The sequence below is a fragment of the Escherichia sp. MOD1-EC6842 genome, assembly GCF_002965705.1.
GTDB classification, from domain to species: domain Bacteria; phylum Pseudomonadota; class Gammaproteobacteria; order Enterobacterales; family Enterobacteriaceae; genus Escherichia; species Escherichia ruysiae.
In genome coordinates this window covers 1-26623 of the sequence record NZ_PTRF01000031.1, presented here as the reverse complement: position 1 = coordinate 26623, position 26623 = coordinate 1, and the positions used below count along the sequence as shown (strand labels likewise).

Annotated in this window: 27 protein-coding genes and 4 tRNA genes; 14 read left to right on the top strand and 17 right to left on the bottom strand. The window is 50.5% G+C overall.

The features are described from left to right. On the top strand, positions 1-73 hold a 73-nt coding region (locus A7Z29_RS24115), incomplete at its 5' end, for a hypothetical protein (RefSeq protein ID WP_432432919.1). Positions 74-157: 84 nt separating this feature from the next. Here A7Z29_RS24115 and A7Z29_RS23525 read toward each other — a convergent pair. From A7Z29_RS23525 to A7Z29_RS23850, 3 genes are all read right to left on the bottom strand, one after another. Beyond that, positions 158-379 (bottom strand): hypothetical protein, encoded by a 222-nt coding sequence (locus A7Z29_RS23525; RefSeq protein ID WP_198599435.1) that lies wholly within the window; start codon positions 377-379, stop codon positions 158-160. Positions 380-559: 180 nt separating this feature from the next. Further along, the gene (locus A7Z29_RS22110; protein ID WP_286135437.1) at positions 560-1045 is read right to left on the bottom strand and encodes an IS110 family transposase; all 486 of its coding nucleotides are present in this window, start codon (positions 1043-1045) and stop codon (positions 560-562) included. A 67-nt stretch (positions 1046-1112) separates the two neighbouring features. Next, positions 1113-1247 carry a hypothetical protein gene (locus A7Z29_RS23850; protein WP_286135436.1) on the bottom strand — a complete coding sequence of 45 codons (135 nt, stop codon included), beginning with the start codon at positions 1245-1247 and terminating at the stop codon, positions 1113-1115. 345 nt (positions 1248-1592) lie between these two features. Between A7Z29_RS23850 and torI the strand changes: the two genes are divergently transcribed. Continuing rightward, the gene (torI, locus tag A7Z29_RS22100; RefSeq protein ID WP_105290830.1) at positions 1593-1793 is read left to right on the top strand and encodes a response regulator inhibitor TorI; all 201 of its coding nucleotides are present in this window, start codon (positions 1593-1595) and stop codon (positions 1791-1793) included. 92 nt (positions 1794-1885) lie between these two features. On the opposite strand, the gene A7Z29_RS22095 is transcribed toward torI, so the two are convergent. Continuing rightward, on the bottom strand, positions 1886-2128 hold the full coding sequence (locus A7Z29_RS22095; RefSeq protein ID WP_105290829.1) for a YfdY family protein: 243 nt from the start codon (positions 2126-2128) through the stop codon (positions 1886-1888). A 352-nt stretch (positions 2129-2480) separates the two neighbouring features. Here A7Z29_RS22095 and lpxP point away from each other — a divergent pair, with 352 nt between their 5' ends. Together lpxP and ypdK are read left to right on the top strand one after the other, a co-directional pair. Then, positions 2481-3401, top strand: coding sequence for a kdo(2)-lipid IV(A) palmitoleoyltransferase (gene lpxP / locus A7Z29_RS22085; RefSeq protein WP_105290828.1), 921 nt, complete (start codon positions 2481-2483; stop codon positions 3399-3401). Positions 3402-3755: 354 nt separating this feature from the next. Then, entirely contained in the window at positions 3756-3827 is a 72-nt protein-coding gene (gene ypdK / locus A7Z29_RS22080; protein WP_010723117.1) for a membrane protein YpdK, read from the top strand. 64 nt (positions 3828-3891) lie between these two features. Here ypdK and alaC read toward each other — a convergent pair whose 3' ends face one another. Then, positions 3892-5130, bottom strand: coding sequence for an alanine transaminase (gene alaC / locus A7Z29_RS22075; protein WP_000785936.1), 1239 nt, complete (start codon positions 5128-5130; stop codon positions 3892-3894). Positions 5131-5506: 376 nt separating this feature from the next. On the opposite strand from alaC, the gene ypdA reads away from it, so the two are divergent. From ypdA to A7Z29_RS22055, 3 genes are read left to right on the top strand one after another with little or no spacing between them, the layout of a single operon-like run. Continuing rightward, the gene (gene ypdA / locus A7Z29_RS22065; RefSeq protein WP_000544384.1) at positions 5507-7204 is read left to right on the top strand and encodes a two-component system sensor histidine kinase YpdA; all 1698 of its coding nucleotides are present in this window, start codon (positions 5507-5509) and stop codon (positions 7202-7204) included. Between the two features lie 14 nt (positions 7205-7218). Next, the gene (ypdB, locus tag A7Z29_RS22060; RefSeq protein WP_001298580.1) at positions 7219-7953 is read left to right on the top strand and encodes a two-component system response regulator YpdB; all 735 of its coding nucleotides are present in this window, start codon (positions 7219-7221) and stop codon (positions 7951-7953) included. A 12-nt stretch (positions 7954-7965) separates the two neighbouring features. Beyond that, positions 7966-8823: an AraC family transcriptional regulator gene (locus A7Z29_RS22055; RefSeq protein ID WP_105290827.1), complete on the top strand. Its 858-nt coding sequence runs from the start codon at positions 7966-7968 to the stop codon at positions 8821-8823. 2 nt (positions 8824-8825) lie between these two features. Here the strand turns inward: A7Z29_RS22055 and ptsP are convergent, their stop codons facing one another. The 6 genes from ptsP to glk all read right to left on the bottom strand — a co-directional run bounded on the left by ptsP (position 8826) and on the right by glk (position 16262). Beyond that, complete coding sequence (gene ptsP / locus A7Z29_RS22050; RefSeq protein WP_105290826.1) at positions 8826-11321, bottom strand: phosphoenolpyruvate--protein phosphotransferase; 2496 nt, start codon at positions 11319-11321, stop codon at positions 8826-8828. Positions 11322-11345: 24 nt separating this feature from the next. Further along, positions 11346-12383 (bottom strand): aminopeptidase, encoded by a 1038-nt coding sequence (gene ypdE, locus A7Z29_RS22045; protein WP_105290825.1) that lies wholly within the window; start codon positions 12381-12383, stop codon positions 11346-11348. Continuing rightward, entirely contained in the window at positions 12383-13468 is a 1086-nt protein-coding gene (ypdF, locus tag A7Z29_RS22040; protein ID WP_000173276.1) for an aminopeptidase, read from the bottom strand. Before ypdF ends, ypdE begins: the two co-directional genes overlap by 1 nt. Positions 13469-13482: 14 nt before the next feature. Next, positions 13483-14730 carry a PTS fructose transporter subunit IIC gene (locus tag A7Z29_RS22035; RefSeq protein WP_000985311.1) on the bottom strand — a complete coding sequence of 416 codons (1248 nt, stop codon included), beginning with the start codon at positions 14728-14730 and terminating at the stop codon, positions 13483-13485. A gap of 21 nt (positions 14731-14751) precedes the next feature. Beyond that, entirely contained in the window at positions 14752-15078 is a 327-nt protein-coding gene (locus tag A7Z29_RS22030) for a PTS fructose transporter subunit IIB (protein WP_000038453.1), read from the bottom strand. A 218-nt stretch (positions 15079-15296) separates the two neighbouring features. Continuing rightward, on the bottom strand, positions 15297-16262 hold the full coding sequence (glk, locus tag A7Z29_RS22025) for a glucokinase (RefSeq protein ID WP_000170385.1): 966 nt from the start codon (positions 16260-16262) through the stop codon (positions 15297-15299). Between the two features lie 203 nt (positions 16263-16465). Between glk and A7Z29_RS22020 the strand changes: the two genes are divergently transcribed. Further along, positions 16466-17722: an ion channel protein gene (locus A7Z29_RS22020; RefSeq protein ID WP_032225851.1), complete on the top strand. Its 1257-nt coding sequence runs from the start codon at positions 16466-16468 to the stop codon at positions 17720-17722. A 114-nt stretch (positions 17723-17836) separates the two neighbouring features. Then, positions 17837-18163 carry a DUF2502 domain-containing protein YpeC gene (gene ypeC, locus A7Z29_RS22015; protein WP_000490072.1) on the top strand — a complete coding sequence of 109 codons (327 nt, stop codon included), beginning with the start codon at positions 17837-17839 and terminating at the stop codon, positions 18161-18163. Positions 18164-18305: 142 nt separating this feature from the next. On the opposite strand, the gene A7Z29_RS22010 is transcribed toward ypeC, so the two are convergent. Together A7Z29_RS22010 and A7Z29_RS24110 are read right to left on the bottom strand one after the other, a co-directional pair. Further along, positions 18306-19544, bottom strand: coding sequence for an Nramp family divalent metal transporter (locus A7Z29_RS22010; protein ID WP_105290824.1), 1239 nt, complete (start codon positions 19542-19544; stop codon positions 18306-18308). Further along, on the bottom strand, positions 19525-19584 hold the full coding sequence (locus tag A7Z29_RS24110; protein WP_435625886.1) for a hypothetical protein: 60 nt from the start codon (positions 19582-19584) through the stop codon (positions 19525-19527). The genes A7Z29_RS22010 and A7Z29_RS24110 overlap by 20 nt, the downstream gene beginning before the upstream one ends. A 298-nt stretch (positions 19585-19882) precedes the next feature. Between A7Z29_RS24110 and nupC the strand changes: the two genes are divergently transcribed. Continuing rightward, on the top strand, positions 19883-21085 hold the full coding sequence (gene nupC, locus A7Z29_RS22005) for a nucleoside permease NupC (protein ID WP_001516818.1): 1203 nt from the start codon (positions 19883-19885) through the stop codon (positions 21083-21085). A 55-nt stretch (positions 21086-21140) separates the two neighbouring features. Here the strand turns inward: nupC and A7Z29_RS22000 are convergent, their stop codons facing one another. The 3 genes from A7Z29_RS22000 to A7Z29_RS21990 all read right to left on the bottom strand — a co-directional run bounded on the left by A7Z29_RS22000 (position 21141) and on the right by A7Z29_RS21990 (position 23728). Further along, positions 21141-23330, bottom strand: coding sequence for a bifunctional diguanylate cyclase/phosphodiesterase (locus A7Z29_RS22000; protein ID WP_024212638.1), 2190 nt, complete (start codon positions 23328-23330; stop codon positions 21141-21143). A gap of 207 nt (positions 23331-23537) precedes the next feature. Further along, positions 23538-23613 (bottom strand) — tRNA-Ala (locus tag A7Z29_RS21995). 39 nt (positions 23614-23652) lie between these two features. Next, positions 23653-23728, bottom strand: a tRNA-Ala gene (locus A7Z29_RS21990). A gap of 220 nt (positions 23729-23948) precedes the next feature. Here A7Z29_RS21990 and A7Z29_RS21985 point away from each other — a divergent pair. Together A7Z29_RS21985 and A7Z29_RS21980 are read left to right on the top strand one after the other, a co-directional pair. Continuing rightward, positions 23949-24308 (top strand): YfeC-like transcriptional regulator, encoded by a 360-nt coding sequence (locus A7Z29_RS21985; protein ID WP_123058435.1) that lies wholly within the window; start codon positions 23949-23951, stop codon positions 24306-24308. 1 nt (position 24309) lies between these two features. Beyond that, positions 24310-24702: a MerR family transcriptional regulator gene (locus A7Z29_RS21980; RefSeq protein ID WP_000826490.1), complete on the top strand. Its 393-nt coding sequence runs from the start codon at positions 24310-24312 to the stop codon at positions 24700-24702. 50 nt (positions 24703-24752) lie between these two features. Here the strand turns inward: A7Z29_RS21980 and gltX are convergent, their stop codons facing one another. Then, positions 24753-26168: a glutamate--tRNA ligase gene (gltX, locus tag A7Z29_RS21975; RefSeq protein ID WP_085460996.1), complete on the bottom strand. Its 1416-nt coding sequence runs from the start codon at positions 26166-26168 to the stop codon at positions 24753-24755. Between the two features lie 258 nt (positions 26169-26426). On the opposite strand from gltX, the gene A7Z29_RS21970 reads away from it, so the two are divergent. Both A7Z29_RS21970 and A7Z29_RS21965 read left to right on the top strand, forming a co-directional pair. Continuing rightward, positions 26427-26502 (top strand) — tRNA-Val (locus tag A7Z29_RS21970). Between the two features lie 44 nt (positions 26503-26546). Next, positions 26547-26622, top strand: a tRNA-Val gene (locus tag A7Z29_RS21965). The last annotated feature ends 1 nt before the right edge of the window (position 26623 follow it).

The following is a 26623-nucleotide window of genomic DNA, read 5'->3' as shown; positions in this document are numbered from 1 at the left end:
GTTTGAGAAATCCGCCTTTGGTAAATACAACGTGGATAACGCGATAAACGCGAATTTCCGCTATATGTTCTGACAGGCAGAGGCCCCTGAAAAGGGGCCTCTTTTACTGACAAAGTTCCGGCCTATCGTAAGCGTTAACCGAACGCTGTATTGACGGTTATTTATTGGTGAGTGCTACCGTTCCATAGCAGGAGTTCATTACCCCTGTTGGAGGGCTATTACCGCCGAACGAATCGGAAAATAGATACTGGAAAAAATCTAAAACCGTGGTCAGTTTTTGTTGACCATATATGGACGCCCCAGGTGATGCAAGTACTGGTTCTATGCGGTTTGCGACCATATGTCCGGCATCGTTAGTAGGTTCAATGACCTGCGCCATGATGTTATCCGAGTCCTGTTTCCTAATCACTACACCGGTATTTAATTACCCAGGTCAACTTCAGACTGTTACAGGGACGGCAGCCGTTATCTCATCAGTGCCTGCAAACTCATTTAAAAATGTTTTCTGTAATTTGCTGTTTTTATTTAATTCATCGCAACGGCCTTCTGCATATTAAAATCAACACCATCGGTCAAAACACGCCGATAATTCTCTCCCACTCGAGAACTGTGTGGCATCAACTTCGCTGAGAAATGCTACTGCAATCAGGGGACCTACGTCCGGGATTGTTAATAAATGCCGGTACTCAATTTGTTGTGATGACAGCAGTCGACGAAGAGTGAATGTCAGGCTGTTTGAGGCATCTTCAATCAGTTCCGGTAGCTTTTGCTGGAGACGCAGGAGCCCGACAGGAATAGTGAAGCCATATTCAGCGAGCAGAGAACGAAGCTGGTTGGCCAGCGCCGTTCTCTGCTTAACCATCAGTTGACGTGTGTTCCGGAGCGCCTTGATATCCTGCTGTTCTGTGGTTTTTACAGAAACAAAGTGAATACCCGGGCGAAATGCTGTCTCGCAAATTGCCAGTGCATCATTGGCATCATTTTTCTGGCTACGGACAAAAGCATTTATGTGTTGTGCAGGGATGCGCCTGACACAATAGCTCATAGATGTGAGGGTTCGCCCCCAGACATGCGGAGTGGCGCAAGCCTCCATAGCAACAAGAGTTCCAGGTTCAATGTCGGATAGTCTCCAGCAATTTAGAACGAGAGATTTTTTTGTTCCATGTGACGGGGCTATCGACCATCCAGACGCAGACCTGAAATACTGATTTGGCGATATCAATACCAACAACCCTGATTGCGTTCATGTGATTTACTCCCGTAGCAAACGCAGACAGTAAAAGTATGGCGCTGGCTGCTTCAGGAAAGGGCGTCCATCACATCACTACAGTTCCGGCATTCAAAGGCATCCTCAACGAATGGGATTCACTCGTTGCTCTGTTGAAGTCTGAAATGAAGATACACGGAAACAAAGCACCAGAGACTTACAGAAGAATTAGTGAGCTACGCAAGAACTAACTATGGAATCACACAGCCTCACACTCGATTAGGCCTGTCAGTTGCTCAAGATATCCAGACCAACCATCGCCGCATCAATGCGTTTTTTTATTGCCTTATTTGCAGGTTCGATTCCCTATTCGGAGATAGCACTCATGCAACACGAACTACAGCCTGATTCACTGGTTGATTTGAAATTCATCATGGCTGATACTGGTTTCGGTAAAACCTTCATCTACGACCGGATTAAGTCCGGCACCCTGCCAAAAGCCAAAGTTATCCACGGGCGCGCAAGATGGTTATATCGTGACCATTGTGAATTCAAAAATAAGCTCTTAAGCCGCGCCAATGGGTAAAATAGCGGGTAAAAGATTTCTCACATCTAAAAAACACCAGTCCGATCAATCCCCTGCCGCTTCAAGTAGATGTCTGCAGGGGACACCATTTACTACCGCCTTCCATACCCCACCATAAAGCGGATCATCAAGCCACAAGCTGGGGCAATAAACATAAATATCCCCGTTACCAGCTCATTACCGCCAGTTAACCACATAGTGAAGTAATAAATGAGGGCGGCGAGGATCACCATGCCGAAAAATGCAGAGACGGCAGATACTACATTTAGTACCTGGCCAATATATCCGCTGACACAAACAATACACAGGGCGAGAAACATCCATAAATAAATCATAGCTCAACCTCCTGCCGCGCTAAAAAACCTGTTACTTCAGGTGATTTAATAGTAAGACAATTCTTAATCACTGGCAATTTTTGCCAGGTTCTAATAAAAACAAGATGTTAAAAAATAGGGCTATTCGCTCCTGAAAAATATTTACTTGAGTGATTAATAATCAGTAGCTGAAAACAATCGGCTGATGATAAAATGGAAGTACCGCATTCATGCTCCTCGTGGTTTTGTCCTGACTAGTCTTTACACTCTTTACAGGAACCATTGTCGTACATGATGGCCTAATATATTGAGTGTACCGCTGTCGACATGGAATCTTCTGCGATACAACAATTCGTATCTACAGAAGGTAACTATGTTTCCACAGCGCAAATTTTCCCGCGAGTTTCTCCATCCTCGCTACTGGCTCACGTGGTTTGGTCTGGGCGTACTCTGGCTTTGGGTACAACTTCCTTATCCTATCTTGTGCTTTCTTGGCACACGTATCGGCACGATGGCCAGACCATTTCTGAAACGTCGCGAATCCATCGCCCGTAAAAACCTTGAACTTTGCTTCCCGCAGCATTCATCTGAAGAACGCGAGAAGATGATTGCCGAAAACTTTCGTTCTCTCGGCATGGCGCTGGTAGAAACCGGCATGGCGTGGTTCTGGCCCGATCGTCGCGTGCGTAAATGGTTTGATGTTGAAGGTCTGGATAACCTGCAACGCGCACAAATGCAAAATCGCGGCGTAATGGTCGTCGGCGTACATTTTATGTCTCTGGAACTGGGTGGCCGCGTAATGGGGCTTTGCCAGCCAATGATGGCAACTTATCGTCCGCATAATAATCAATTGATGGAATGGGTCCAGACCCGTGGTCGGATGCGTTCAAATAAAGCGATGATCGGCAGGAATAATCTGCGCGGTATTGTTGGTGCTTTGAAAAAAGGTGAAGCCGTATGGTTCGCTCCCGACCAGGATTATGGTCGTAAAGGAAGCTCCTTCGCTCCGTTCTTTGCGGTAGAAAATGTTGCGACGACCAATGGCACTTACGTGTTGTCACGCCTCTCGGGTTCCGCCATGTTGACTGTGACGATGGTACGAAAAGCCGATAACAGCGGATACCGTTTGTATATCACCCCAGAAATGGAAGGCTACCCGACTGATGAAGGTCAGGCTGCGGCTTATATGAACAAGATTATTGAGAAAGAGATTATGCGCGCACCGGAGCAGTATCTCTGGATCCACCGCCGCTTCAAAACGCGTCCGGTGGGTGAAGCATCGTTATACGTTTAACAAACGACCAACGCTTCTTCCCTCCTCAAATTAGCCATAATAACCCAATGGTTTTTATGGCTTTTTTCTTAAGGCTTTTCCCTTCGCTGAATTATGAATTATTACTGACAGAAATTAAACTGTCGCCGATATGAGACACTTGTAAGTTACTAAAAGTAAATAAGAAAATGCCACTTGTTTCAATTTAGTTTTAGGCGTACATTAGCGCCGTCTCGAGCAAATCAGCTCAGAATTCTGGGGTGATGCCCACGGCAAAACAGAGCTCTGTTGAGGTCGTTTTCCCGGTGTCAACTCACTGTATCAGATGTAATGAAGTCATTCAGGCGTAACAGTAATTACGCGGAGAGATGTAAAGTGAAATATTTCTTTATGGGCATTTCTTTTATGGTCATCGTTTGGGCCGGTACTTTTGCCCTGATGATCTAAAAGCAAACTGTGCAATGAAAAACAGGAGCCATCTGGCTCCTGTTTGCGTTTCTGACGAAGGTGTTTATTCCGTGTTTTCGTGAATATGTTTACTGCTGGCTGGAAGTAAACCATCGGCGCGGAACATCGCTTTGATGCCTCTGACTGCCTGACGAATACGGTCACGGTTTTCAATCAACGCAAAGCGTACATGCGTGTCGCCGTAGTCACCAAAGCCAATCCCCGGAGAGACACAGACCTTCGCTTCGTTAAGCAGCTTTTTGGCAAACTCCAGCGAGCCCATTGCCGCATACGGTTCAGGGATTTTCGCCCAGACATACATCGAAGCTTTCGGCATTTCGACCATCCAGCCCGCTTCATGCAGCCCTTTTACCAGCACATCGCGGCGGCGCTTATACTGTTCGGCAATATCGCGCACGCACTGTTGATCGCCTTCCAGCGCGGCAATTGCAGCCACCTGTAACGGTGTAAAGGTGCCGTAATCGTGATAACTTTTGATACGCGCCAGCGCACTGACCAGCGTTTTGTTACCAACCATAAAGCCGATACGCCAGCCTGCCATGTTGTAACTTTTCGACAAGGTAAAGAACTCAACCGCCACGTCACGTGCGCCCGGCACCTGCATGATTGACGGCGCTTTCCAGCCATCGTAGACGATATCAGCATAGGCCAGGTCGTGGACCACCAGCACATCGTAGCGTTTCGCCAGCGCCACCACTTTTTCGAAGAACTCCAGTTCCACACATTGCGCTGTTGGGTTCGACGGGAAGCCGAGGATCATCATCTTCGGTTTCGGATAGCTTTCGCGAATAGCGCGTTCCAGTTCATTGAAGAAATCGACACCCTCCACCAGCGGCACTGAACGTACCTGCGCACCGGCAATCACAGCGCCGTAGATATGAATCGGATAACTTGGATTCGGCACCAGCACCGTGTCGCCGTGATCCAGCGTCGCCAGCATCAGATGCGCCAGCCCCTCTTTCGAGCCAATGGTGACGATGGCTTCTGATTCCGGATCAATCTCGACATCGTAGCGATCCTGATACCAGCGGGAAATGGCGCGACGTAAGCGCGGAATGCCGCGTGAAGTGGAATAGCCGTGTGTGTCCGGGCGCTGCGCCACGGTACAGAGTTTTTCGACGATATGCGGCGGGGTCGCGCCGTCCGGATTGCCCATACTGAAATCGATAATATCTTCGCCGCGCCGACGCGCAGCCATTTTCAGTTCAGCGGTAATGTTAAAAACGTAGGGCGGGAGACGATCAATACGCGTAAAGCGACGTTCAGGGCGAGTGTCAGCCATAATTTCCTCAGATAAACGTTAGCGCCCGGACCGTCCGAGCGACGCTGCCACGATGGTGGCTGTTTTGAAAATAGCCTGATTAATTTCTGTCTGTCGAGCGTTTTAGCAAAAATTTTTTTCTACCAAAAAAAGAGGAACATCTGTAATAAAACGGGAAATCCTTACTTTCTTTTAAGAAAATCAAACCCACATTAATTAACATTATAATTTCAATAAATTTACCTTCTGAGTGTGTATTAATAAGAGATGCATTGGCAATGCACCATTTACCTTATAATCCCCTTTTAAAATTGTGGTTTTTCCTCAAAAACGGCCTGCTGGTCATCAGCCTTCAGGTTACCTATCATAGAGGTTTAATCCTTATCCAGAGTTACCCGTGCACGAAATATTCAACATGCTGCTGGCGGTCTTCGATCGGGCAGCGTTAATGCTTATCTGCCTGTTCTTCCTTATTCGTATCCGCCTGTTTCGCGAGTTGTTGCACAAGTCGGCGCACTCACCAAAAGAGCTGCTCGCCGTTACCGCCATTTTCTCGCTGTTCGCCCTGTTCAGCACCTGGTCCGGCGTGCCGGTGGAAGGCTCACTGGTTAACGTGCGTATTATTGCGGTGATGTCAGGCGGGATTTTATTTGGTCCGTGGGTGGGGATTATTACCGGCGTGATAGCCGGGATTCACCGCTATCTTATTGATATTGGTGGCGTGACGGCGATTCCCTGCTTTATCACCAGTATTCTGGCGGGATGTATATCGGGCTGGATCAACCTAAAAATCCCCAAAGCGCAGCGTTGGCGTGTCGGTATTCTCGGCGGTATGTTGTGTGAAACGTTGACCATGATTCTGGTGATTGTCTGGGCGCCGACCACCGAACTGGGGATCGATATCGTCTCTAAAATCGGTATCCCGATGATCCTTGGCAGCGTCTGTATCGGCTTTATTGTGCTGCTGGTGCAAAGCGTTGAGGGCGAAAAGGAGGCCAGCGCCGCGCGGCAGGCCAAGCTGGCGCTGGATATCGCCAACAAAACGCTGCCGCTGTTTCGCCATGTCAATAGCGAATCATTACGTAAAGTCTGCGAAATTATCCGCGATGATATTCACGCCGATGCGGTAGCAATCACCAATACCGATCATGTGCTGGCGTATGTTGGCGTGGGTGAACATAATTATCAGAATGGTGATGACTTTATTAGCCCGACAACCCGCCAGGCGATGAATTACGGAAAAATCATCATTAAAAACAATGATGAAGCCCATCGCACGCCGGAAATCCACTCGATGCTGGTGATCCCGCTTTGGGAGAAAGGAGTCGTGACCGGGACGCTGAAAATCTACTACTGCCACGCGCATCAGATCACCTCGTCATTGCAGGAAATGGCGGTCGGTCTGTCACAAATCATCTCCACGCAACTGGAGGTTTCGCGTGCCGAGCAGCTACGTGAAATGGCAAATAAGGCAGAGCTTCGCGCGCTACAAAGTAAAATTAATCCCCATTTCCTGTTTAACGCTCTGAACGCAATCTCCTCATCAATTCGCCTGAATCCGGATACCGCTCGCCAGCTGATCTTTAATCTGTCGCGTTATCTGCGCTATAACATTGAATTAAAAGACGATGAGCAAATCGATATCAAAAAAGAGCTGTATCAAATTAAAGACTATATTGCCATTGAGCAGGCCCGCTTTGGCGACAAGCTGACGGTTATCTATGATATTGATGAAGAGGTGAATTGCTGCATTCCCAGCCTGCTGATCCAGCCGCTGGTAGAAAACGCCATTGTTCACGGTATTCAACCTTGTAAGGGAAAAGGTGTTGTCACCATCAGCGTTGCAGAGTGCGGTAATCGGGTTCGTATTGCGGTGAGAGATACCGGGCACGGCATCGATCCGAAAGTGATTGAGCGGGTCGAAGCGAACGAAATGCCGGGCAATAAAATTGGCCTGCTGAATGTGCATCATCGCGTGAAGTTGTTATATGGTGAGGGGCTGCATATTCGTCGTCTGGAGCCTGGGACGGAAATCGCGTTTTACATTCCTAACCAACGCACCCCTGTCGCCTCACAGGCTACGTTATTGCTTTGAGCCGGAGTGATATTGTGAAAGTCATCATTGTTGAAGACGAATTCCTGGCACAACAGGAACTGAGCTGGCTAATTAAAGAGCACAGCCAGATGGAGATTGTCGGCACCTTTGACGACGGTCTGGACGTGTTGAAGTTTTTGCAGCATAACCGCGTCGACGCCATTTTTCTGGATATCAATATTCCGTCGCTGGATGGCGTGCTGCTGGCGCAAAACATCAGCCAGTTTGCCCATAAACCGTTTATTGTGTTTATCACCGCGTGGAAAGAACATGCGGTAGAAGCGTTTGAACTGGAGGCGTTTGACTACATTCTCAAACCGTATCAGGAATCACGCATCACCGGGATGCTGCAAAAACTGGAAGCGGCCTGGCAGCAACAGCAAACCAGCAGTACGCCTGCCACAACGGTAACGCGTGAGAATGACACCATTAATCTGGTGAAAGATGAGCGAATTATCGTTACGCCAATTAATGATATCTATTACGCCGAAGCGCACGAAAAAATGACCTTTGTCTATACGCGGCGTGAATCCTACGTAATGCCGATGAACATTACCGAGTTTTGCAGCAAGCTTCCTCCATCGCATTTTTTCCGCTGCCATCGCTCGTTTTGTGTCAATCTGAACAAAATCCGCGAAATCGAACCGTGGTTTAATAACACTTATATTCTGCGGCTAAAAGATCTGGATTTTGAAGTGCCAGTCAGCCGCAGCAAAGTTAAAGAATTCAGGCAGTTAATGCATCTGTAATCAGGAATATTCATGAAAGCAACAGGCTTGCCCGCCGATCAACAATTTTTCGCCGATCTGTTCAGCGGCCTGGTGCTTAACCCGCAACTACTAGGGCGCGTCTGGTTTGCCAGCCAGCCTGCCTCGTTGCCGGTGGGCAGTTTATGTATTGATTATCCCCGTCTGGATATCGTGCTGCGCGGCGAATACGGCAATCTGCTGGAAGCAAAGCAGCAACGTTTGGTGGAAGGAGAAATGCTGTTTATTCCGGCTCGCGCGGCTAATTTACCGGTCAACAACAAACCGGTGATGCTCTTAAGCCTGGTGTTCGCACCGACCTGGCTTGGGTTATCGTTTTACGATAGCCGCACCACGTCGTTGTTGCACCCTGCTCGCCAGATCCAGCTTCCCAGCATGCAACGCGGTGAAGGTGAAGCGATGCTTACCGCCCTCACCCATCTTAGCCGTTCGCCGCTGGAGCAAAATATCATTCAGCCGCTGGTGTTAAGTTTGCTGCATCTTTGCCGTAACGTGGTGAATATGCCGCCGGGCAATTCGCAGCCGCGCGGCGATTTTCTCTATCACAGCATTTGTAACTGGGTTCAGGATAACTACGCCCAGCCGCTCACCCGCGAGAGCGTGGCGCTGTTTTTTAATATCACGCCCAATCATTTGTCAAAACTGTTTGCGCAGCATGGGACGATGCGTTTTATCGAATATGTGCGTTGGGTGCGAATGGCGAAGGCGAGGATGATTTTGCAGAAATATCATCTGTCGATTCATGAAGTGGCGCAGCGTTGCGGCTTTCCGGATAGCGACTATTTTTGTCGCGTCTTCCGGCGTCAGTTTGGCCTGACACCGGGAGAGTACAGCGCCCGTTTTCAGGGCTAACGTCAGAAGGTTAATTCCGTTTCCAGCAGCGTCAGGATGCTTTGTGCGTCTTGCGCGGCGAACAGCGACTGGCGGAAGTTTTTATTCACCAGTTTGCGCGCCAGCTGCGAGAAGACCTTCACATGGTTCATCCCTTCGCTAGCGCCCAGCGTCAGCATGATCACCAGCTCGACTTCGCCCATTTCTGACTGCCAGTCAACCGGTTTCACCAGCCGGGCAATGCTGATACTGGAATGGCGGATCCACTGAGATTTAGTGTGCGGGATCGCCACGCCAAAACCAACGCCAGTAGTCACAATCTCTTCCCGCTGCCAGACATCTTCTTCCAGCTCGAACGGATGCTCAGTGCGCCCGTTGACGCCAAGGTTGCCGCACAGAAACTGAATCGCCTGCTCTTTATTACTAAAGGCCTGATCAACAAAGATATTCTCCAGCGCCAGCAATGGGCGAACGTCTTCTTCCGGCGTAAAGGCGGTGAGTAACGCTTCAATTTCCTGCGCACTGCGGCACTCGCAAGCCTGACGCGCAAGTTCCCGACACGCCTCGCTATCCAGTTGACGCAACTGGCTTTTCACCGCCGGAATGCGTGGGCTACTCATACTTAGCTCATCCAGGCCCAGCCCAAGCAGTAGCGGCAGATAACGGCTTTCACCACCCAGCTCACCGCAAATGCCGACCCATTTTCCCCGCTGATGCGCAGTGGTCACTATCTGCTGCAACATGCGCAGGAAAGATGGCGTAATCGGGTTATACAGCGGCGATACGCGCGGGTTATTACGATCGACCGCATACAGATACTGGGTCATATCGTTCGAGCCGATACTAAAGAAATCGACCTCATCGCAGAAGTGGTCGATGATGTAGCAAACCGACGGCACTTCCACCATGATCCCAAGCGTAATCGTCTCTGCATGACGCAGGCCATCGAGCTTAAGCTCAACGATTGCTTTCTGGATCTCACTCTTCACCCATAAGATCTGATCGAGGCTGTGAACCATCGGGATCATCAACTGAGCGTTACCGTAACTGGCAGCACGCAAAATGGCCCGTAGCTGGGTACGGAACAGGCCAGCAAATTCCGGGTAAATACGTACCGCGCGATAGCCGAGGAACGGGTTCTCTTCCTGGGGAATATTGAGATATGGAATGCTTTTATCGCCGCCGATGTCCATCGTGCGGAAAATAATTGGCTTGTCGCCCGCCGCCAGTAACACCTGCTGGTAGGCTTCAAACTGTTCCTGCTCGTCCGGCGCGCTATCGCGATCCATATACAGCATTTCGGTGCGGAACAGCCCGACGCCTTCCGCGCCATTGGCAAACGCACCAGGAGCTTCCAGAGCGGTGCCAATATTCGCGGCGATATCAATTCGCTTGTTATCACGGGAATAGGCCAGTTGCGCGGCGGCCTGCGCCTGTTGTTTTTGGCGTTTGTCCGCCAGCGTCTGCGCAACCTGGTAATAACCGCTCACCGCGTCATCAGGATTAATCGCCAGCACGCCACACTGGGCGTCAAGCACCGCCGGTTGCCCGGCATAACGGGCTATCGCATCCAGCGGCAAGCCTCTCAGTACCGGGATCGCCGAAGCTCGCGCCAGAATCAGGGTATGCGATGTGCGCCCGGTTTTCTCCAGAATCATGCCTGCGAGATTTTTTAAATCGAGACTCAAAAACTGGCTTGGAGTTAAATCTTCGGCGACCAGAATGGTCGATTTTTCAAGCAGCAGATTATTGCGCGGCTTCAGTTCCGGCCAGGTGATATGCAGCAACTGTTCGCTGATATCACGAATATCACTAACTCGTTCGCGCAGATAATCGCTGGCAGAGGCAGAAAGTTTATCGCAAACCTGCTCCATATTGCTGATGATTGCCGCCCCCAGTCCCTGATGTTGTTCTGCCATCAGACGACGGATATTCCCCGCAAACTCTTCATCCTGAATCAGCGACAAATGGGCGCTAAGAATGGTTTTACTTTCGCCGTCACGCTCGCGCAGCTGCTGGTTCAGTTGTTCGGCAAGCGTTGCCAGGCTGTGTTCCAGCCGGGTGGTGTCTTGCACACTGGCAGGGATCGCCCGATAACTGTCGAGGCTGTCGCTCTGCAACAACGTTAACGTACCAACACCGACGCCGCTCGCCAGCACGTTACCGTACAGCAAATCAGGGTTAAGGCGACTTAATGAACGTGGCAGCGGATGCGCCGTCAGTTCTGCTTGTGTCGGTTGGATGCTGTCGCTGTCGATAAAGCGCACCTGGATGTACTCTTCCAGTACGCGCCGTGCCTGTTCTTCATCGCTACCGCTAATGTTCAGGCTGCAACTGTCATTAAATAAAGTGCCGGTGCCAATCAGCGCCAGTGAACTTTTGGCATCGGCCTTGGCGTTCTGGCGATGGTTGATAAAAGCGATTTCGCTTTGCCACTGACTACACTGTTCTTTAAGTTCCCACGCCGGACGGGCATGAAGACCGTTAGGCAAAGGACAGAGAAATTGAATCGATAACATAACCGCTCCGGGTTAATCGGGAAATCATCTGAAATCAGTCAGTTGAACAACCGTCTCACGGGTAAGACGTTGAATAAGGGCAGATAAAAGTTGCTGCATCTGCAAGATGTCGCGGCAGTCGGCAATCGATGCGGCGCAATGTCCGTGGCGGGTGGCAGGCCCCATCACCACTGTGGGTACGCCGGTGCCGGTTAAATGCACCGCTCCGCCGTCCGTACCGCCGTTGCTAAACATATCCGCCTGCAACGGCACACCAATTTCTGCCGCCACGGTTTCAATCCAGGCAGTGAGTTTTGGTGGCGCAATCAGCGATTTATCGCTTAACACCAGCATCGGACCGTTACCAATCTGGCGATGGTTCGCCGCGCCATAATCAAAGTTTTTCGCCCAGCAGGCGGTATCAAGCACAATAGCGACGTCCGGCGACACCGCGCGGGTGGCGGTTTGCCCGCCGCGTAATCCCACCTCTTCGCTGGAACTTGCCACCAGCCACACTTCCGCAGGCAGTTCGGCGTCGTGCAGCTCACGTAGTAACGTCACCAGCAGATAGCAACCGAGGCGGTCATCAAAGGCTTTCCCCATCACCCTCTGGTGAGGGAGAACCTGAAAAGCGGTATCAAACGTGACGCGATCGCCTGGACGAATTCCCGCCTGTATCACTTCATCATACGAGCGCGCGCCAATGTCCACGCGCATTACGCTAACCTCATTTCCCTGCCGCTCGCCATCAAGCAGGCCGGGAATTTTGCACTCTTCACGGGTAGTGATCCGCACCGGCTGAAGCTGACGGGCAGCCATGCGCACGTTGCCAACCGGCAGCACATCGATCGCGCCTTCGCGGGAGATGCTACGCACCATAAACCCCACTTCATCCATATGTGCGCAGATCATCACTTTCGGACCTGTCGATTCATTGAGGCGGATCAGCACCGATCCCAGACCGTCAAATCGCACTTCTTTTTGCAGGCGATCCGCTTCTTCCAGCAGGATCTGCCGCACTTCCTGTTCCGAGGAGGCGATCGCATCGGCCTCGCTCAACGCTTTTAATAGCGATAAATCCATTATGCCTCTCCCGTGAGCAACACTGTTTTCGGCATGGCGTAGAGCACTTCTGCGCCTTGCGGGGTAACCAGCACGACATCTTCGATGCGCACGCCCCCTTGCCCTGGCAAATAAATCCCCGGCTCTACGGTCAGTAACATGCCTGGCTGGAGCATCGTGGTATCACGTGGTGAAAAACGCGGATCTTCATGTACGTCAATGCCGATTGCATGACCGGTGTTATGGCCGAAATACTCTCCATAACCGGCTTCTGTAATGACCCGACGCGCGGCGTCGTCAACCTGCTGGCAACGCACGCCGGGGAGAATCGCGGAGATTGCCGCCAGTTGCGCTTGCAGGACAATCTGATACACGTTAAACAGCGGGTGAGATTCGGCGCTCACCCCTTCGCCATGAACCAGGAAGGTGCGCGTCATATCAGAGCAGTAGCCCTGATACAGCGCACCGAAATCGAGTGTGACAAACTCGTCCGCTACAACCACTTTGTCGCTGGCCTTGCCGTGCGGCAGCGCCCCACGCCAGCCACTGGCAACAATGGTGTCAAAGGAGGCTTTTTCTGCTCCCTGCTGGCGCATAAACCACTCCAGTTCAGCGGCAATCTCGCGCTCGCTCATCCCCGCCTGAATAAAGCGGCGAATATGCTCTGCACCACGATCGGCAATCCCACAGGCGAGACGGATTTTTTCCACCTCCTCTGGCGTTTTGATTTGCCGCAGCACATCCGGCGTGGCGCTGACCAGCTTTGCATTAAGTTCAGCCTGCCAGCGGTGCGCGATTTCCCAACTCACCTGCTGGCCTTCAAAACCGAGCGTTTGCAGCTGCTCATCGGCAATGATTTGATTGACGATGGTTGCCAGCGTGTGCGTCGCGTCAAGCAAATGTAGCTGGTAGCCTTGCGCACGAGCTTCCACCTCCACGTAATAGCGCGAATCCACCAGAATGTGCGCGCTCTCACGACTAATCACCACATAGCCTGACCCGGTGGAAATCCCCAGATGGGGCTGTTTGTTCTGCCGTGAGGAGAGAAGCACCGCATCCAGCTGTTGCGCCTTAAGCCAGTCGCGCAGCGAAGCGAGTAATGTCATCAGGATTGTCCTTCTTACAGGCTATCGATTAACAATTTGCCTTTGCGGAACATCATCAAACGCAGGAACACCACCATCAGCGCGGTAATGATTGCCCCCAGCGCGATCCCCGCCATGTAAACGCCCAGATTAGTCACCAGCGGCCACGCCCAGATTGCTGATTCCGGGAACCATTGCACTGCGCCCAGCCAGACAGCGGCGGTGGAGCCGACAATCGCACCGACCATATAGGACGGAATTGCGGTGATGGGGCTTTCCAGCGCAAACGGAATCGCACCTTCACTGATCCCCATAAACGCCAGGAACATGGCGGTTTTACCCTGCGGATAAAGCTGGGCGTTAAACAGGCGTTTGCCGGTTAAACGACGGTCGATAATAGTCGCCAGACCCAGACCAATCGGCGGAATGACGATTGCGATAGAACGCGCGGTAACCGGTAATACGTGGTCAGTGGTAAAGCTGAAAGCAACGAAACCTGCTGCTTTGTTGATTGGGCCACCGAGGTCGATTGCGGTCGCTGCTGCGATACCCATCGCATACATCAGCGCCCCCTTCTCACCTGCGGCAGTCAGCACGGTACGGATACCGCCGTTGATCCAACCGCCAAATGGGGTGATGACGTAATACATCGCCAGCATGACAAAAATGGCGGAAAGAATCGGTAGCAAAAATGTGGTTTTGAACGCTAACAGGAAATCCGGTAACTGGATTTTCTGGTTCATCCACTTCACAAGGTAACCTGCAACGATAGAAATGATCAGCGCACCAATGAAGGTAGACGGCACCGGTGAAGAGGTCGCCCACTGCATGGTACTGGGATCAAAGTTCAGCAGTTGCGTTGGCTGGGTAGACATTAACCCGCCGATAAACCCAGCCGGGAACGCCAGTTTGCCGCCAATGGAGTTCGCCACAAAAGCAGCAAACATCGGAATGGCAAAACCAAACAACACGCCGCCAAAGGACTGCGACAGCCAGGCAAATTTCAGTAAGGAGAGGTCGAAACCGGAAAATTTCCCGCTATTAAGTGCATCCATAATGCCAATGTCAGCGGGAATTTTTAGCCAGCTATAAGCAATCAGCTGGCTGAAAGCGAGGATCACGCCGCCCATAATTAAGGTCGGCACCATGCGTGAAATCCCTGACATCACATGCTGCGGAAGTTCACCCCAGAAGCTGCTTTTAGAGGCCTGCGGATTCTTAATTGCCGCTGCCGCACCGGATGCGCCAGGCACAACGGTTGCACTGCGTTTTTTAATGGCCATAACAATTATCCCTGTCGAAAATTACAGTTGTTCAGCGGCAATCATCTCTTCGATTTCTTTGATGATGCCCGCAGCATTTTTAATTGCGTCCTGCAAAGTGATTTCATAAACGTCGCGTGATTCGAAACGTTCGTTATCTTCCGGGGTAACAGCTACGGAGTGGATGATGATGGTCGCTTCGGCGATATCCTGCGCCGTCAGGCGATTCTGGATACCGTCCGCGCCCTGGGTTTCAATCTTCACTTCATAGCCAGCTTCCACTGCGGCCTCTTCCAGCGCCTGAGCCGCCATAAAAGTGTGCGCAAGGCCCATCGGGCAGGCACATAAGGCAATCAGTTTCTTACTCATCGTTATTTCCTCGTTCGTTTATAGTTAACGAGTGAAATTATGAACGTGCAAAACAAATTGCCGTTACCAGACAAATAATGCATTTACTGGAGAATTAATCCCGTAGTGCGGAAGTGTGACGCAGGTCGGCCTTGTGATGAAACACAAAGAAAAATTGAACTAACCGTATGATTTAAAAGATTATCGGGAGGATTATCTCCCGATATGGCAGGAAGGATTTACAGGACGTACCCTAAGGTCTGGCGTAAATGTGCACCTGAGCCGAGAAGACCCGGATTGTCATGGACGATAAGATAAGCCGGAATATCATGGACATATTCTTTAAAGCGGCCTTTGTCTTCAAAAGCGGCACGGAAACCAGAGGCTTTGAAGAATTCAAGGAAACGCGGCACGATACCGCCCGCAATAAACACGCCGCCAAATGTGCCGAGATTGAGCGCCAGATTGCCGCCAAAACGGCCCATAATCACGCAAAACAGCGACAACGCGCGGCGGCAATCGGTGCAACTGTCGGCCAGCGCGCGTTCGGTAATATCTTTTGGCTTGAGATTTTCTGGCAGACGGTTATCTGCTTTCACAATCGCGCGGTACAAATTCACCAGCCCTGGCCCAGAGAGCACGCGTTCAGCAGAGACATGGCCTATTTCAGCACGCAGTATTTCGAGAATAATGGCCTCTTCTTCGCTGTTTGGCGCAAAATCAACGTGACCGCCTTCGCCTGGCAGGCTTACCCAGCGTTTATCAACATGAACCAGATGCGCCACGCCTAGCCCCGTTCCGGCACCGTAAACCGCGATAGGTTTACCTTCAACTGGTTCCTTACCGCCAAACTGGATCAGATGCTCTTTTTTCAGCATCGGGATCGCCATCGATACAGCGGTAAAATCGTTAATAATTTCCAGATGGCTAAAACCGAGATTCTTTTTCATTTCGGCAATTGAGAACGCCCAGGTATGGTTGGTCATTGCCACCCAGTCACCGGTAATTGGGCAAGCGATGGCAATACAACCGTCTTTCACCTCGACCTTATGTTCTTCGAGATAAACGCGGATAACCGCTTCCAGGCTGGGATAATCAAGCCCAGAATAGGTTTTAGCCTGCGAGATTTCACCACTGGTAATATCACACAGAGCAAGACGTGCGTTGGTGCCGCCCACATCACCGACTAATGCATACTTTGTCATTCTTCTACTGCTCCGCTAAAGTCAAAATAATTCTTTCTCACACTGTAAATACCTGGGAGCCTAACAACAACGCCGGAAAGGCGGGCTCCCTGTAAATATCGATCTGGGTCACACTATTACTTTATCGTTTCAGCACCAATTGCAGCGATGCCTTTATGCAAGCTGGGCAAACTAAGTATCTGACCCCGCATAAGGAATAGAACATGCTCCATTCGCGAGCCAGAACCATGTTGTTATTATCGCTTCCCGCCCTGGCAATTGGGATTGCGTCCAGTCTTATTCTGATTGTGGTGATGAAAATCGCCTCGGTATTACAGAATTTACTCTGGCAACGACTGCCGGGAAGTCTGGGGATAGCCCAGGATTCACCGCTGTGGATCATCGGAATATTAACGCTGACGGGGATCGCAGTGGGACTGGTTATCCGTTTCAGCCAGGGTCATGCCGGACCAGATCCCGCCAGTGAACCGCTGATCGGCGCGCCAGTCCCCCCTTCTGCGCTACCAGGGCTTATCGTAGCATTAATTCTCGGTCTTGCCGGTGGCGTCAGCCTGGGGCCGGAACATCCGATTATGACTGTTAATATCGCCCTCGCGGTAACGATAGGCGCTCGCCTGTTACCTCGAGTTAACCGGATGGAATGGACTATTTTAGCCTCAGCCGGAACTATCGGTGCGCTATTTGGCACACCTGTTGCGGCGGCGTTGATATTTTCGCAAACCTTAAATGGCAGTAATGAAGTGCCGCTATGGGATCGACTCTTTGCGCCGTTAATGGCAGCGGCGGCTGGTGCGCTGACGACAAGTCTATTTTTCCACCCCCATTTTTCGCTGCCCATTGCGCATTACGGACAGATGCAGATGGCAGACATTATCAGCGGTGCGATTGTAGCGGCGATTGCCATCGCTGCGGGGATGGTCGCCGTATGGTGTCTGCCACGGTTGCACGCAATGATGCATCAGATTAAAAACCCTGTGCTTATGCTCGGGGTTGGCGGGTTTATTCTCGGTATTTTGGGCGTTATTGGTGGGCCGGTTTCACTGTTTAAAGGGCTGGATGAGATGCAGCAAATGGTGATGAATCAGGCTTTCAGCACCAGTGATTACTTTTTACTGGCAGTGATTAAGCTCGCCGCTCTGGTCATTGCCGCCGCCAGCGGGTTTCGTGGCGGGCGAATCTTCCCGGCAGTGTTTGTTGGCGTGGCGTTAGGTTTGATGCTACATGAACACGTTCCCGCAGTCCCGGCGGCAATTACTGTCTCCTGCGCTATTCTCGGTATGGTACTGGTGGTAACGCGCGATGGCTGGTTAAGCCTGTTTATGGCGGCAGTCGTTGTACCTGATACCAATCTGCTACCGCTACTTTGTATCGTTATGCTTCCGGCATGGCTATTGCTGGCTGGCAAACCGATGATGATTGTGAATCGCCCGAAGCAGCAACCACCCCACGATAATCTTTAGCAAAAAATGCTCTCCATCATGATTTAAGAGTTATGGCGATGAAACGGGGCTTTACCTCCCCGTAATATTGCGTTAACAGGCCGCTGACGGCTTCGATCGTGAAGGAGAATAACAATGTTCAGGTCACTGTTTCTGGCGGCCGCCCTGATGGCTTTTACCCCGCTTGCGGCAAACGCAGGTGAAATTACCTTACTGCCATCAATCAAATTACAAATTGGCGATCGCGATCATTACGGTAATTACTGGGACGGTGGTCATTGGCGCGACCGTGATTACTGGCATCGTAATTACGAATGGCGTAAAAACCGCTGGTGGCGTCACGATAATGGCTACCACCGTGGCTGGGATAAGCGTAAAGCGTATGAGCGTGGCTATCGTGAAGGCTGGCGCGACCGTGATGATCATCGCGGGAAAGGCCGTGGACACGGACATCGTCATTAAACACATCCACCAATGGAGCACGATGCCTGATGCGGCGCCCGCGCGTCTTATCAGGCCTACAGCCCCACTCCATTGAACGAGTAGGGCGGATAAGGCGTTTACGCCGCATCCGCCAGTGATGCCTGGTACGACGCCAGTTGAACTACAACCCCAGCGCCGTTCCCACCAACAGCCAGATATTCAGCGCCACTACCAGCACCACAATCACCCAGCCTGTCTGTTTTACGCGTTTGCTGTTCACCAGATCGCCCATCAACTTACTGTCACTGGTAAAAATCAGCAGTGGAACCAGCGCCAGGGCAATACCAAAACTTAGCAGCACCTGACTCATGACCAGAATCCGTGTCGGATCTAATCCCATCAGGATGACAATAAATGACGGCAACATGGTCACTGTCCGGCGCACCCACAGCGGGATATGGAAACGAATAAAGCCCTGCATCACCACCTGCCCCGCCAGCGTACCCACCACCGTTGAAGAAAGCCCTGCTGCCACCAGGCTTAAACCAAAGACCGTCGCTGCAGCATTGCTTAACAGCGGTTGCAGCGTCAGGTAGGCTTCGTCAAGATCGGCGACACCAGTATGGCCGGAAAAGTGGAACGCGGCAGCAGCCGTTGCCATCATCGCCAGATTGACAAAACCAGCAATAGTCATGGCAATCGCGACATCCCATTTGGTGGCTGAATAACGTTGCTGGCGTGACCCACCATGCAGATGCTGGGTCAGCGAAGAGTGCAAATAAATCACATGCGGCATAATTGTCGCACCCAGCACACCCGCAGCCAGGAAGACCGCCTCTGAGGTCGGTAAACTCGGGATCACCATCCCTTTACTCAACTGCACCAGGTTAGGCTGGGAGAAGATCAGCTCAACAATGTAAGCCGCTGCGACAAACAGCAGTAGCCCGCCAATCACTTTCTCCAACGGTTTTTGCCCGCGACGTTGCAGCATTAAAATCAGGAAGGTTGCGATACCCGTTAATACGGCGCCCTGCAACAGCGAAACCCCAAGAATCAGTTTGAAACCGATAGCCGCACCAATAAATTCCGCCAGGTCGGTAGCCATCGCAATAATTTCTGCCTGAACCCAATAGAACCAGACGACCGGACGCGGGTAGTGATCGCGAATTTGTTCCGCCAGATTTTTACCGGTGGCAATCCCCAGTTTGGCCGAGAGGATCTGAATCAACATCGCCATCAGATTAGCCCAGACAACAACCCACAATAGCTGATAGCCGAAGCTGGCACCCGCCTGAATATTGGTCGCAAAGTTACCAGGATCGATATAACCAATCGCCGCAATGAACGCAGGTCCCATTAATGCGAGCCTCATCTTGCGCGCCGCCCGTCCGCTGCTACTCTCAACGCGATAGTTCGCCATCTTGTTGTGCCTCTAAAACATAGCCTTTGCTATGTTTCATGCTATGTCAAACGAGAATGATTATCAAATTCATTTAAATGGGTTGTGATGATTTCTCTGATAGACCAGGATTATGACTACGAAAAGATTGATGGTTTGAATGTTATTTTTATGTTTAATGTTAGCACATTTACATAACTTTCCGCTTCCATACACAACATAGCAGAAATGTAGGACAGCTCACTATTTTTGAAGCTTGTCACAGGACGTCATTATAGTGTGTGTCAGATCTCGTTTTCCTGAATCATGTTGCATAGAATGTGCACGGAAATTTAACCTGCCTCATATTTGGAGCAAATATGGACCGCGTCCTTCATTTTGTACTGGCACTAGCCGTTGTTGCGATTCTCGCATTGCTGGCAAGCAGCGACCGCAAAAAAATTCGTATCCGTTATATTATTCAACTGCTTGTTATCGAAGTATTACTGGCGTGGTTCTTCCTGAACTCTGACGTTGGTCTGGGCTTCGTGAAAGGCTTCTCCGAAATGTTCGAAAAACTGCTCGGATTTGCCAACGAAGGTACTAACTTCGTCTTTGGTAGCATGAATGATCAAGGCCTGGCGTTCTTCTTCCTGAAAGTGCTGTGCCCTATCGTCTTTATTTCTGCGTTGATCGGTATTCTCCAGCACATTCGCGTGTTGCCGGTGATTATCCGTGCGATTGGTTTCCTGCTTTCCAAAGTCAATGGCATGGGCAAACTGGAATCCTTTAACGCCGTAAGCTCCCTGATTTTGGGACAATCCGAGAACTTTATCGCCTATAAAGATATCCTCGGCAAAATCTCCCGTAATCGTATGTACACCATGGCAGCAACGGCGATGTCCACCGTGTCGATGTCCATCGTTGGCGCATACATGACGATGCTGGAGCCGAAATACGTCGTTGCTGCACTGGTACTGAACATGTTCAGCACCTTTATCGTACTGTCGCTGATCAACCCTTACCGCGTTGATGCCAGCGAAGAAAACATTCAGATGTCCAACCTGCACGAAGGTCAGAGCTTCTTCGAAATGCTGGGTGAATACATTCTGGCAGGTTTCAAAGTCGCCATTATCGTTGCAGCGATGCTGATCGGCTTTATCGCCCTGATCGCCGCACTGAACGCACTGTTTGCCACCGTGACTGGTTGGTTTGGCTACAGCATCTCCTTCCAGGGCATCCTGGGCTACATATTCTATCCGATTGCATGGGTGATGGGTGTTCCTTCCAGTGAAGCACTGCAAGTAGGCAGTATCATGGCGACCAAACTGGTTTCCAACGAGTTCGTAGCAATGATGGATCTGCAGAAAATTGCTTCCACGCTTTCTCCGCGTGCAGAAGGCATCATCTCTGTATTCCTGGTATCTTTTGCTAACTTCTCTTCTATCGGGATTATCGCGGGCGCGGTTAAAGGCCTGAACGAAGAGCAAGGTAACGTCGTTTCTCGCTTCGGTCTGAAACTGGTTTACGGCTCTACGCTGGTGAGTGTGCTTTCTGCGTCAATCGCAGCACTGGTGCTGTAAGTCCAATACATTCATTAAAAAAGCCGGGGATAATTCCCCGGCTTTTTTACGTCTGTTAATCAACTAATGGCTGAGGGCGACCAATCAAATACCCTTGCAGATATTGCACCCCAAGTTTATGCAATAACGCCTGCTGCTGTTGCGTTTCGACAAACTCCGCGACCACACTCAATGACTTCGCTTTCGCCAGGTCGGTAATTGACCGCACAATCATCGCATCCAGCGTATTAGTCACTATATCTTTCACAAAGACGCCATCAATCTTGATGATATCGGCCTGCAAACGTTTTAATCGCTCGTAGTTGGCATAACCAGTGCCAAAATCATCAATCGCAATACGGAAGCCAAATTTATGCAGTTGCTCGATGTTGTACATGCTGCTTTCTGCATTTGAAAACGCCTGCTCCTCGGTGATCTCAAGAATGACTGTCTCCGGGGAGATGTGATAACGCTTAAACAGACGAATAATCCGCCCGGCGATATTTTTTTGCAGCAGAGTGAGCGGCATTAAATTGACTGAAAAGCGCGGACCTTTATTGTTGGAAGGGTGAGTTGCTAACCACTTCAACAGAGATTCCAGCACCTGCAAATCGAAACGCGCGCTAAGGTTAAACTGGGCGATAAGCGGCAGAAATTTATCCGGCGTCATAATGCCGTCGTCATATTTCAGACGCGCCAGGATCTCATCATAGCCCTGCCCCTCTTTGTTTCGAATGGGCTGAGCGTAGAGGAGCAAGTCACCATTATCTAACGCCTTACGAATGGTGTTCAGCAACAGTACCTGTTTGGTGGTCTGCCCGGACGCTATTTCCTCTCGATTATCCAACGCCAACACATGATGATGAACGCAGGATTGTTCCGCCAGCCAGCTTAACTGCCCCAGCATGGGCTGCAGGGTTTCCTGATTGCCATCAAAACGCCCCCAGGCGGCACCATAGCCCATATCCAGGCCGGTGTTGTTCCAGTGAATCTGCCGACTATTGAGGATGTTAACCATATGCTGTAGTCGACCTTCCGTTTCCGGCCCGGTCAGTACCAACAGCAATTCACTGCCCGGCAGTTGATACAACTTTTCGTTTTCCTGCATCAACGGCAGCAAGGTACGGTAAATTGAGCGGATACAATGAACACGCATCACCAGGCCGTAATGACGACTCAGAAACTCAAGATTATCAATACGCAGGCAGCAAAAACTCTTTCCTGCCTCCTGCTCTTGCGATTGCTCCAGTGCACGAAAGTTGGGTAATAGCGTTAATGGATCGGTCAGCGCCTGCAAATGCCAGCGGCGGTTAAGCCATTCACTTCGATGATAAATACGCACCATGTAAAGCAGGCAAACGCTAAAGGAAATCAGCACCGCGAGAATAAATGCCAGCGAATATTCGGTTTCGACCCCTTGTAAAAAATTCTGGTTGTAATTCAGGAGGAAAAGAGTCGAAACAGCCCAGGTGAGATTTAAAAACGGATAACGAAGTTTACCAACACCAAGGGTAAAGATGATGAAGAAAACAGGCACCAGGTAACCGGCAATAAAATCGTTTTCATAAGGCGTACACATCAGAAGCAGCAGCACGCTAAGAGTTGCCAGCCAGCTTAAAGTAAATGCACGTTTCTCTTTGTTCAGCGACGGGGCGATATCCCTGCGCCACAATATCTGCGCAAAGTGGGGACTTACAACCATGCGAGTGAGATAGTAAAAGAACATGTTGTAAATCAGCACAGCGGTGAAAAGGCTAAGCAAATCAACGACCGTGAAAATAGCATCTGCATCGCCGAAAAATGTCGATATCTTTAGCGGGAAATCAAAAAAGCTACCCACCAGATACATGCTGCCTTTGATGCCAATCGGCGTCACTAAACCAAGCCAGAAGAGACGTTGCCAGACGTATCGGGTGGTCAACCCATAACGCCAACGCGTTCCTAACTGCCAGCGTAATATTGCACAGGCACACAGCACTACAAATGTCTGGCTGCCGAGCATGACGGCAGTTTGCAAAAATGAGAGATGAAAATTCCACAGATTAGTGCAAAACATCCCGCATAAAACAGGAACAACACCACGCCAGCCAAAGATGAATAATATTGACAGCATTACGCACAGTGGCATCCACGCCAGAAAGATATAGCTGGAATGGATAACGGCCAGTGGCGAAATAAAACGGGATAGCTGAATAAGTACCACGGTGAGCGTAAACGCCAGTGTGAATATCTTGATATTTTTTATCAGGTTATGCTCCACAAACATGAGTAGACTACTCTCACTGATCGGGGTTTTCAGGCACACAAATAATAAGTTTATTCGCATCGCGAAGCAAACAGGGGCCGGCCTGTTGCCGATTTTTCATCCAATGATGCTTTCACCAGGCGGCACTAACCCGGACGTAGACTGTATTACAAAAGCGGCAAAAATCAGAGACAAAAAACCCCCGCTTCACAGCGAGGGTTTGAAATTTGGTGGAGCTAAGCGGGATCGAACCGCTGACCTCTTGCATGCCATGCAAGCGCTCTCCCAGCTGAGCTATAGCCCCACGAGGCGTTTACGTACCAAATTTGCTGGGTGCAAAATTTGGTGGAGCTAAGCGGGATCGAACCGCTGACCTCTTGCATGCCATGCAAGCGCTCTCCCAGCTGAGCTATAGCCCCGTCACGTAAAGCTTGTCGAGTTGACGGGCGGCATCATATGAATTCCGTCCGAATGTGTCAACGGCAAATTGCAGCGCCTTGTTTCAATCGCTGAAAAATCAGGCAAATGAACATTTTTGGATTACGCCTCGCATTCAGTAGTTATTCATGTCACGGTTTCATGTAAATTGATGCTATAAAATGAACACTTAATAGACCCACAACTATTCCGGGAATTGTTATGTTCAAGGAGAGGATGACGCCAGATGAACTTGCCAGACTGACCGGTTATAGCCGCCAGACCATTAATAAATGGGTACGCAAGGAAGGCTGGACGACATCACCCAAACCAGGCGTCCAGGGGGGCAAGGCTCGACTGGTACACGTCAATGAACAGGTTCGTGAATATATTCGCAATGCAGAACGCACGGAGGGTCAGGGAGAAATCCCCGCCCTGTCTGGCGATGCACCGCTTGAAGTGCTGTTAGCTACGCTGGCGAAAGAGATGACGCCGGCTGAACAAAAACAGTTTACATCATTGCTTCTGCGGGAAGGGATTATCGGGTTATTACAACGCTTAGGGATTCGCAATCGCAAATAATATGAAAAGATTACGCAATAAAATGACCACCGAAGAACTGGCGGAATGCCTCGGTGTGGCTAAACAAACCGTTAACCGCTGGATTAGAGAAAAAGGCTGGAAAACAGAAAAATTTCCCGGAGTGAAAGGAGGTCGCGCCAGACTTATTCTACTGGACACACACGTTTGCGAATTTATTCAAAACACGCCTGCCTTCCATAATACGCCAATGCTTCTTGAGGCCGAAGAACCCCTTGCTGAATACGCGCCAGGTATGCGCACTCCGGCTTATCGGCAAATCATCAGCGCAATAGACAATATGACTCACAGTGAGCAGGAAAAAGTTGCGCAATTTTTGTCACGTGAAGGAATTCGTAATTTCCTTGCCCGTCTCGACATAGACGAATCAGCATAAATAAAAAACGGCAGGGGGATTTCTCCTGCCGTTTATCTTTTATGCGCTAATTACTGCTGGTTTTCGCGTTCAGCAATAAAAGCCAAAGCTTTATTGATGCGCTCGATGCTACGTGCTTTGCCGATCGCGTGAACAGTAACATCCAGTGCCGGAGACTGCCCCGCACCAGTAACGGCGACACGCAGCGGCATACCAACTTTACCCATTCCCACTTCCAGCTCGTCCGCCGTCGTCTGAATAGCGTGGTGAACGTTTTCAGCTGTCCAGTCAGTAATCGCGGCCAGTTTGTCGCGAACTACTTCCAGCGGCTGACGTGCTACCGGGCGCAGATGTTTTTTCGCTGCATCGGCATCGAACTCAGCAAAATCTTCGTAGAAGTAACGGCAGCTCTGTGCCATCTCTTTCAGCGTCTTGCAGCGTTCACCCAGCAGTTTAACCAGATCCGCCAGCTGCGGGCCGTTGCGGGTATCGATATTTTCCTGCTCGATGTGCCACTGTAAATGGGTAGCAACATACTCCGGCGGCAGCGTGTTAATGTAGTGATGGTTCAACCACAGCAGCTTGTCGGTATTGAACGCGCTGGCGGATTTGCTGACGGCATTCAGGGTGAAGTATTTGATCATCTCTTCACGGGTGAAGATTTCCTGATCGCCGTGGGACCAGCCCAGACGCACCAGATAGTTCAGCAACGCTTCCGGCAGATAGCCGTCATCACGATACTGCATTACGCTGACCGCACCGTGGCGTTTGGACAGTTTTTTACCATCATCGCCGTTGATCATAGAAACGTGCGCATAAACCGGCACTGGTGCTTTCAGGGCTTTAAGAATGTTGATCTGGCGCGGCGTGTTGTTGATATGGTCTTCACCACGGATAACATGGGTGATTTCCATATCCCAGTCATCGACAACTACACAGAAGTTATAGGTCGGAGAACCATCGGTACGGCGGATGATCAGATCATCCAGCTCCTGGTTGCTGAACTCGATCGGACCACGGATCTGATCGTCAAAAACCACAGAACCTTCTTGCGGATTAGCAAAACGAACGACACATGGTTCATCATCAGCATGATGCTCATGGCTGTGGCGGCAGCGGCCGTCATAACGCGGCTTCTCACCTTTCGCCATTTGCTCTTCACGCAGTGCTTCCAGACGTTCTTTAGAGCAATAGCATTTATAGGCCGTGCCCTCTTCCAGCATCTGATCGATAACTGCGTTATAGCGATCAAAACGTTTGGTCTGATAGTACGGACCTTCATCCCACTCCAGACTCAGCCAGTTCATACCATCCATAATGGCTTCGATAGCTTCCGGCGTAGAACGCTCAAGATCGGTGTCTTCAATACGCAGCACGAACTCACCGCCGTGGTTACGTGCAAAAAGCCAGGAGTAAAGAGCAGTACGCGCGCCGCCAACGTGCAGATAGCCTGTTGGGCTTGGCGCGAAGCGAGTTTTGATTTTCATGAAATGGCCTTACGTTTAGAAAGATGCCGACAACCGGCAAATCCTGGAAAAATTGAGTGGGCGATATTCTATCACTCCAGCCTGATTCCTCAATGTAGTTCGGGTTGCTACATGATGCATTATTGTTTTCGTTGAGAAATTGCGCAACACGGTCTGTTTTGCGATCATCCTGCTTAATTTTACGACGAACAAACAAATTCTTTAGAAAATGCGTTGACTCATTTCCAACTCTCCCTATAATGCGACTCCACACAGCGGGGGTGATTAGCTCAGCTGGGAGAGCACCTCCCTTACAAGGAGGGGGTCGGCGGTTCGATCCCGTCATCACCCACCAACTACTTTATGTAGTCTCCGCCGTGTAGCAAGAAATTGAGAAGTGGGTGATTAGCTCAGCTGGGAGAGCACCTCCCTTACAAGGAGGGGGTCGGCGGTTCGATCCCGTCATCACCCACCAC

Excerpts from the sequence above, each read along its gene's own strand:
- glk (WP_000170385.1), bottom strand. The coding sequence starts at position 16,262 with ATGACAAAGTATGCATTAGTCGGTGATGTGGGCGGCACCAACGCACGT.
- ypdF (WP_000173276.1), bottom strand. The coding sequence starts at position 13,468 with ATGACATTACTCGCTTCGCTGCGCGACTGGCTTAAGGCGCAACAGCTG.
- A7Z29_RS22020 (WP_032225851.1), top strand. The coding sequence starts at position 16,466 with ATGCTCCATTCGCGAGCCAGAACCATGTTGTTATTATCGCTTCCCGCC.
- A7Z29_RS22055 (WP_105290827.1), top strand. The coding sequence starts at position 7,966 with ATGAAAGCAACAGGCTTGCCCGCCGATCAACAATTTTTCGCCGATCTG.
- A7Z29_RS21985 (WP_123058435.1), top strand. The coding sequence starts at position 23,949 with ATGTTCAAGGAGAGGATGACGCCAGATGAACTTGCCAGACTGACCGGT.
- ypeC (WP_000490072.1), top strand. The coding sequence starts at position 17,837 with ATGTTCAGGTCACTGTTTCTGGCGGCCGCCCTGATGGCTTTTACCCCG.
- A7Z29_RS22010 (WP_105290824.1), bottom strand. The coding sequence starts at position 19,544 with ATGGCGAACTATCGCGTTGAGAGTAGCAGCGGACGGGCGGCGCGCAAG.
- torI (WP_105290830.1), top strand. The coding sequence starts at position 1,593 with ATGCAACACGAACTACAGCCTGATTCACTGGTTGATTTGAAATTCATC.
- ptsP (WP_105290826.1), bottom strand. The coding sequence starts at position 11,321 with ATGTTATCGATTCAATTTCTCTGTCCTTTGCCTAACGGTCTTCATGCC.
- A7Z29_RS21980 (WP_000826490.1), top strand. The coding sequence starts at position 24,310 with ATGAAAAGATTACGCAATAAAATGACCACCGAAGAACTGGCGGAATGC.
- lpxP (WP_105290828.1), top strand. The coding sequence starts at position 2,481 with ATGTTTCCACAGCGCAAATTTTCCCGCGAGTTTCTCCATCCTCGCTAC.
- A7Z29_RS22110 (WP_286135437.1), bottom strand. The coding sequence starts at position 1,045 with ATGAGCTATTGTGTCAGGCGCATCCCTGCACAACACATAAATGCTTTT.
- A7Z29_RS22095 (WP_105290829.1), bottom strand. The coding sequence starts at position 2,128 with ATGATTTATTTATGGATGTTTCTCGCCCTGTGTATTGTTTGTGTCAGC.
- A7Z29_RS22000 (WP_024212638.1), bottom strand. The coding sequence starts at position 23,330 with ATGTTTGTGGAGCATAACCTGATAAAAAATATCAAGATATTCACACTG.
- gltX (WP_085460996.1), bottom strand. The coding sequence starts at position 26,168 with ATGAAAATCAAAACTCGCTTCGCGCCAAGCCCAACAGGCTATCTGCAC.
- ypdE (WP_105290825.1), bottom strand. The coding sequence starts at position 12,383 with ATGGATTTATCGCTATTAAAAGCGTTGAGCGAGGCCGATGCGATCGCC.
- A7Z29_RS22035 (WP_000985311.1), bottom strand. The coding sequence starts at position 14,730 with ATGGCCATTAAAAAACGCAGTGCAACCGTTGTGCCTGGCGCATCCGGT.
- nupC (WP_001516818.1), top strand. The coding sequence starts at position 19,883 with ATGGACCGCGTCCTTCATTTTGTACTGGCACTAGCCGTTGTTGCGATT.
- A7Z29_RS23525 (WP_198599435.1), bottom strand. The coding sequence starts at position 379 with ATGGCGCAGGTCATTGAACCTACTAACGATGCCGGACATATGGTCGCA.
- A7Z29_RS22030 (WP_000038453.1), bottom strand. The coding sequence starts at position 15,078 with ATGAGTAAGAAACTGATTGCCTTATGTGCCTGCCCGATGGGCCTTGCG.
- alaC (WP_000785936.1), bottom strand. The coding sequence starts at position 5,130 with ATGGCTGACACTCGCCCTGAACGTCGCTTTACGCGTATTGATCGTCTC.
- A7Z29_RS23850 (WP_286135436.1), bottom strand. The coding sequence starts at position 1,247 with ATGAACGCAATCAGGGTTGTTGGTATTGATATCGCCAAATCAGTATTT.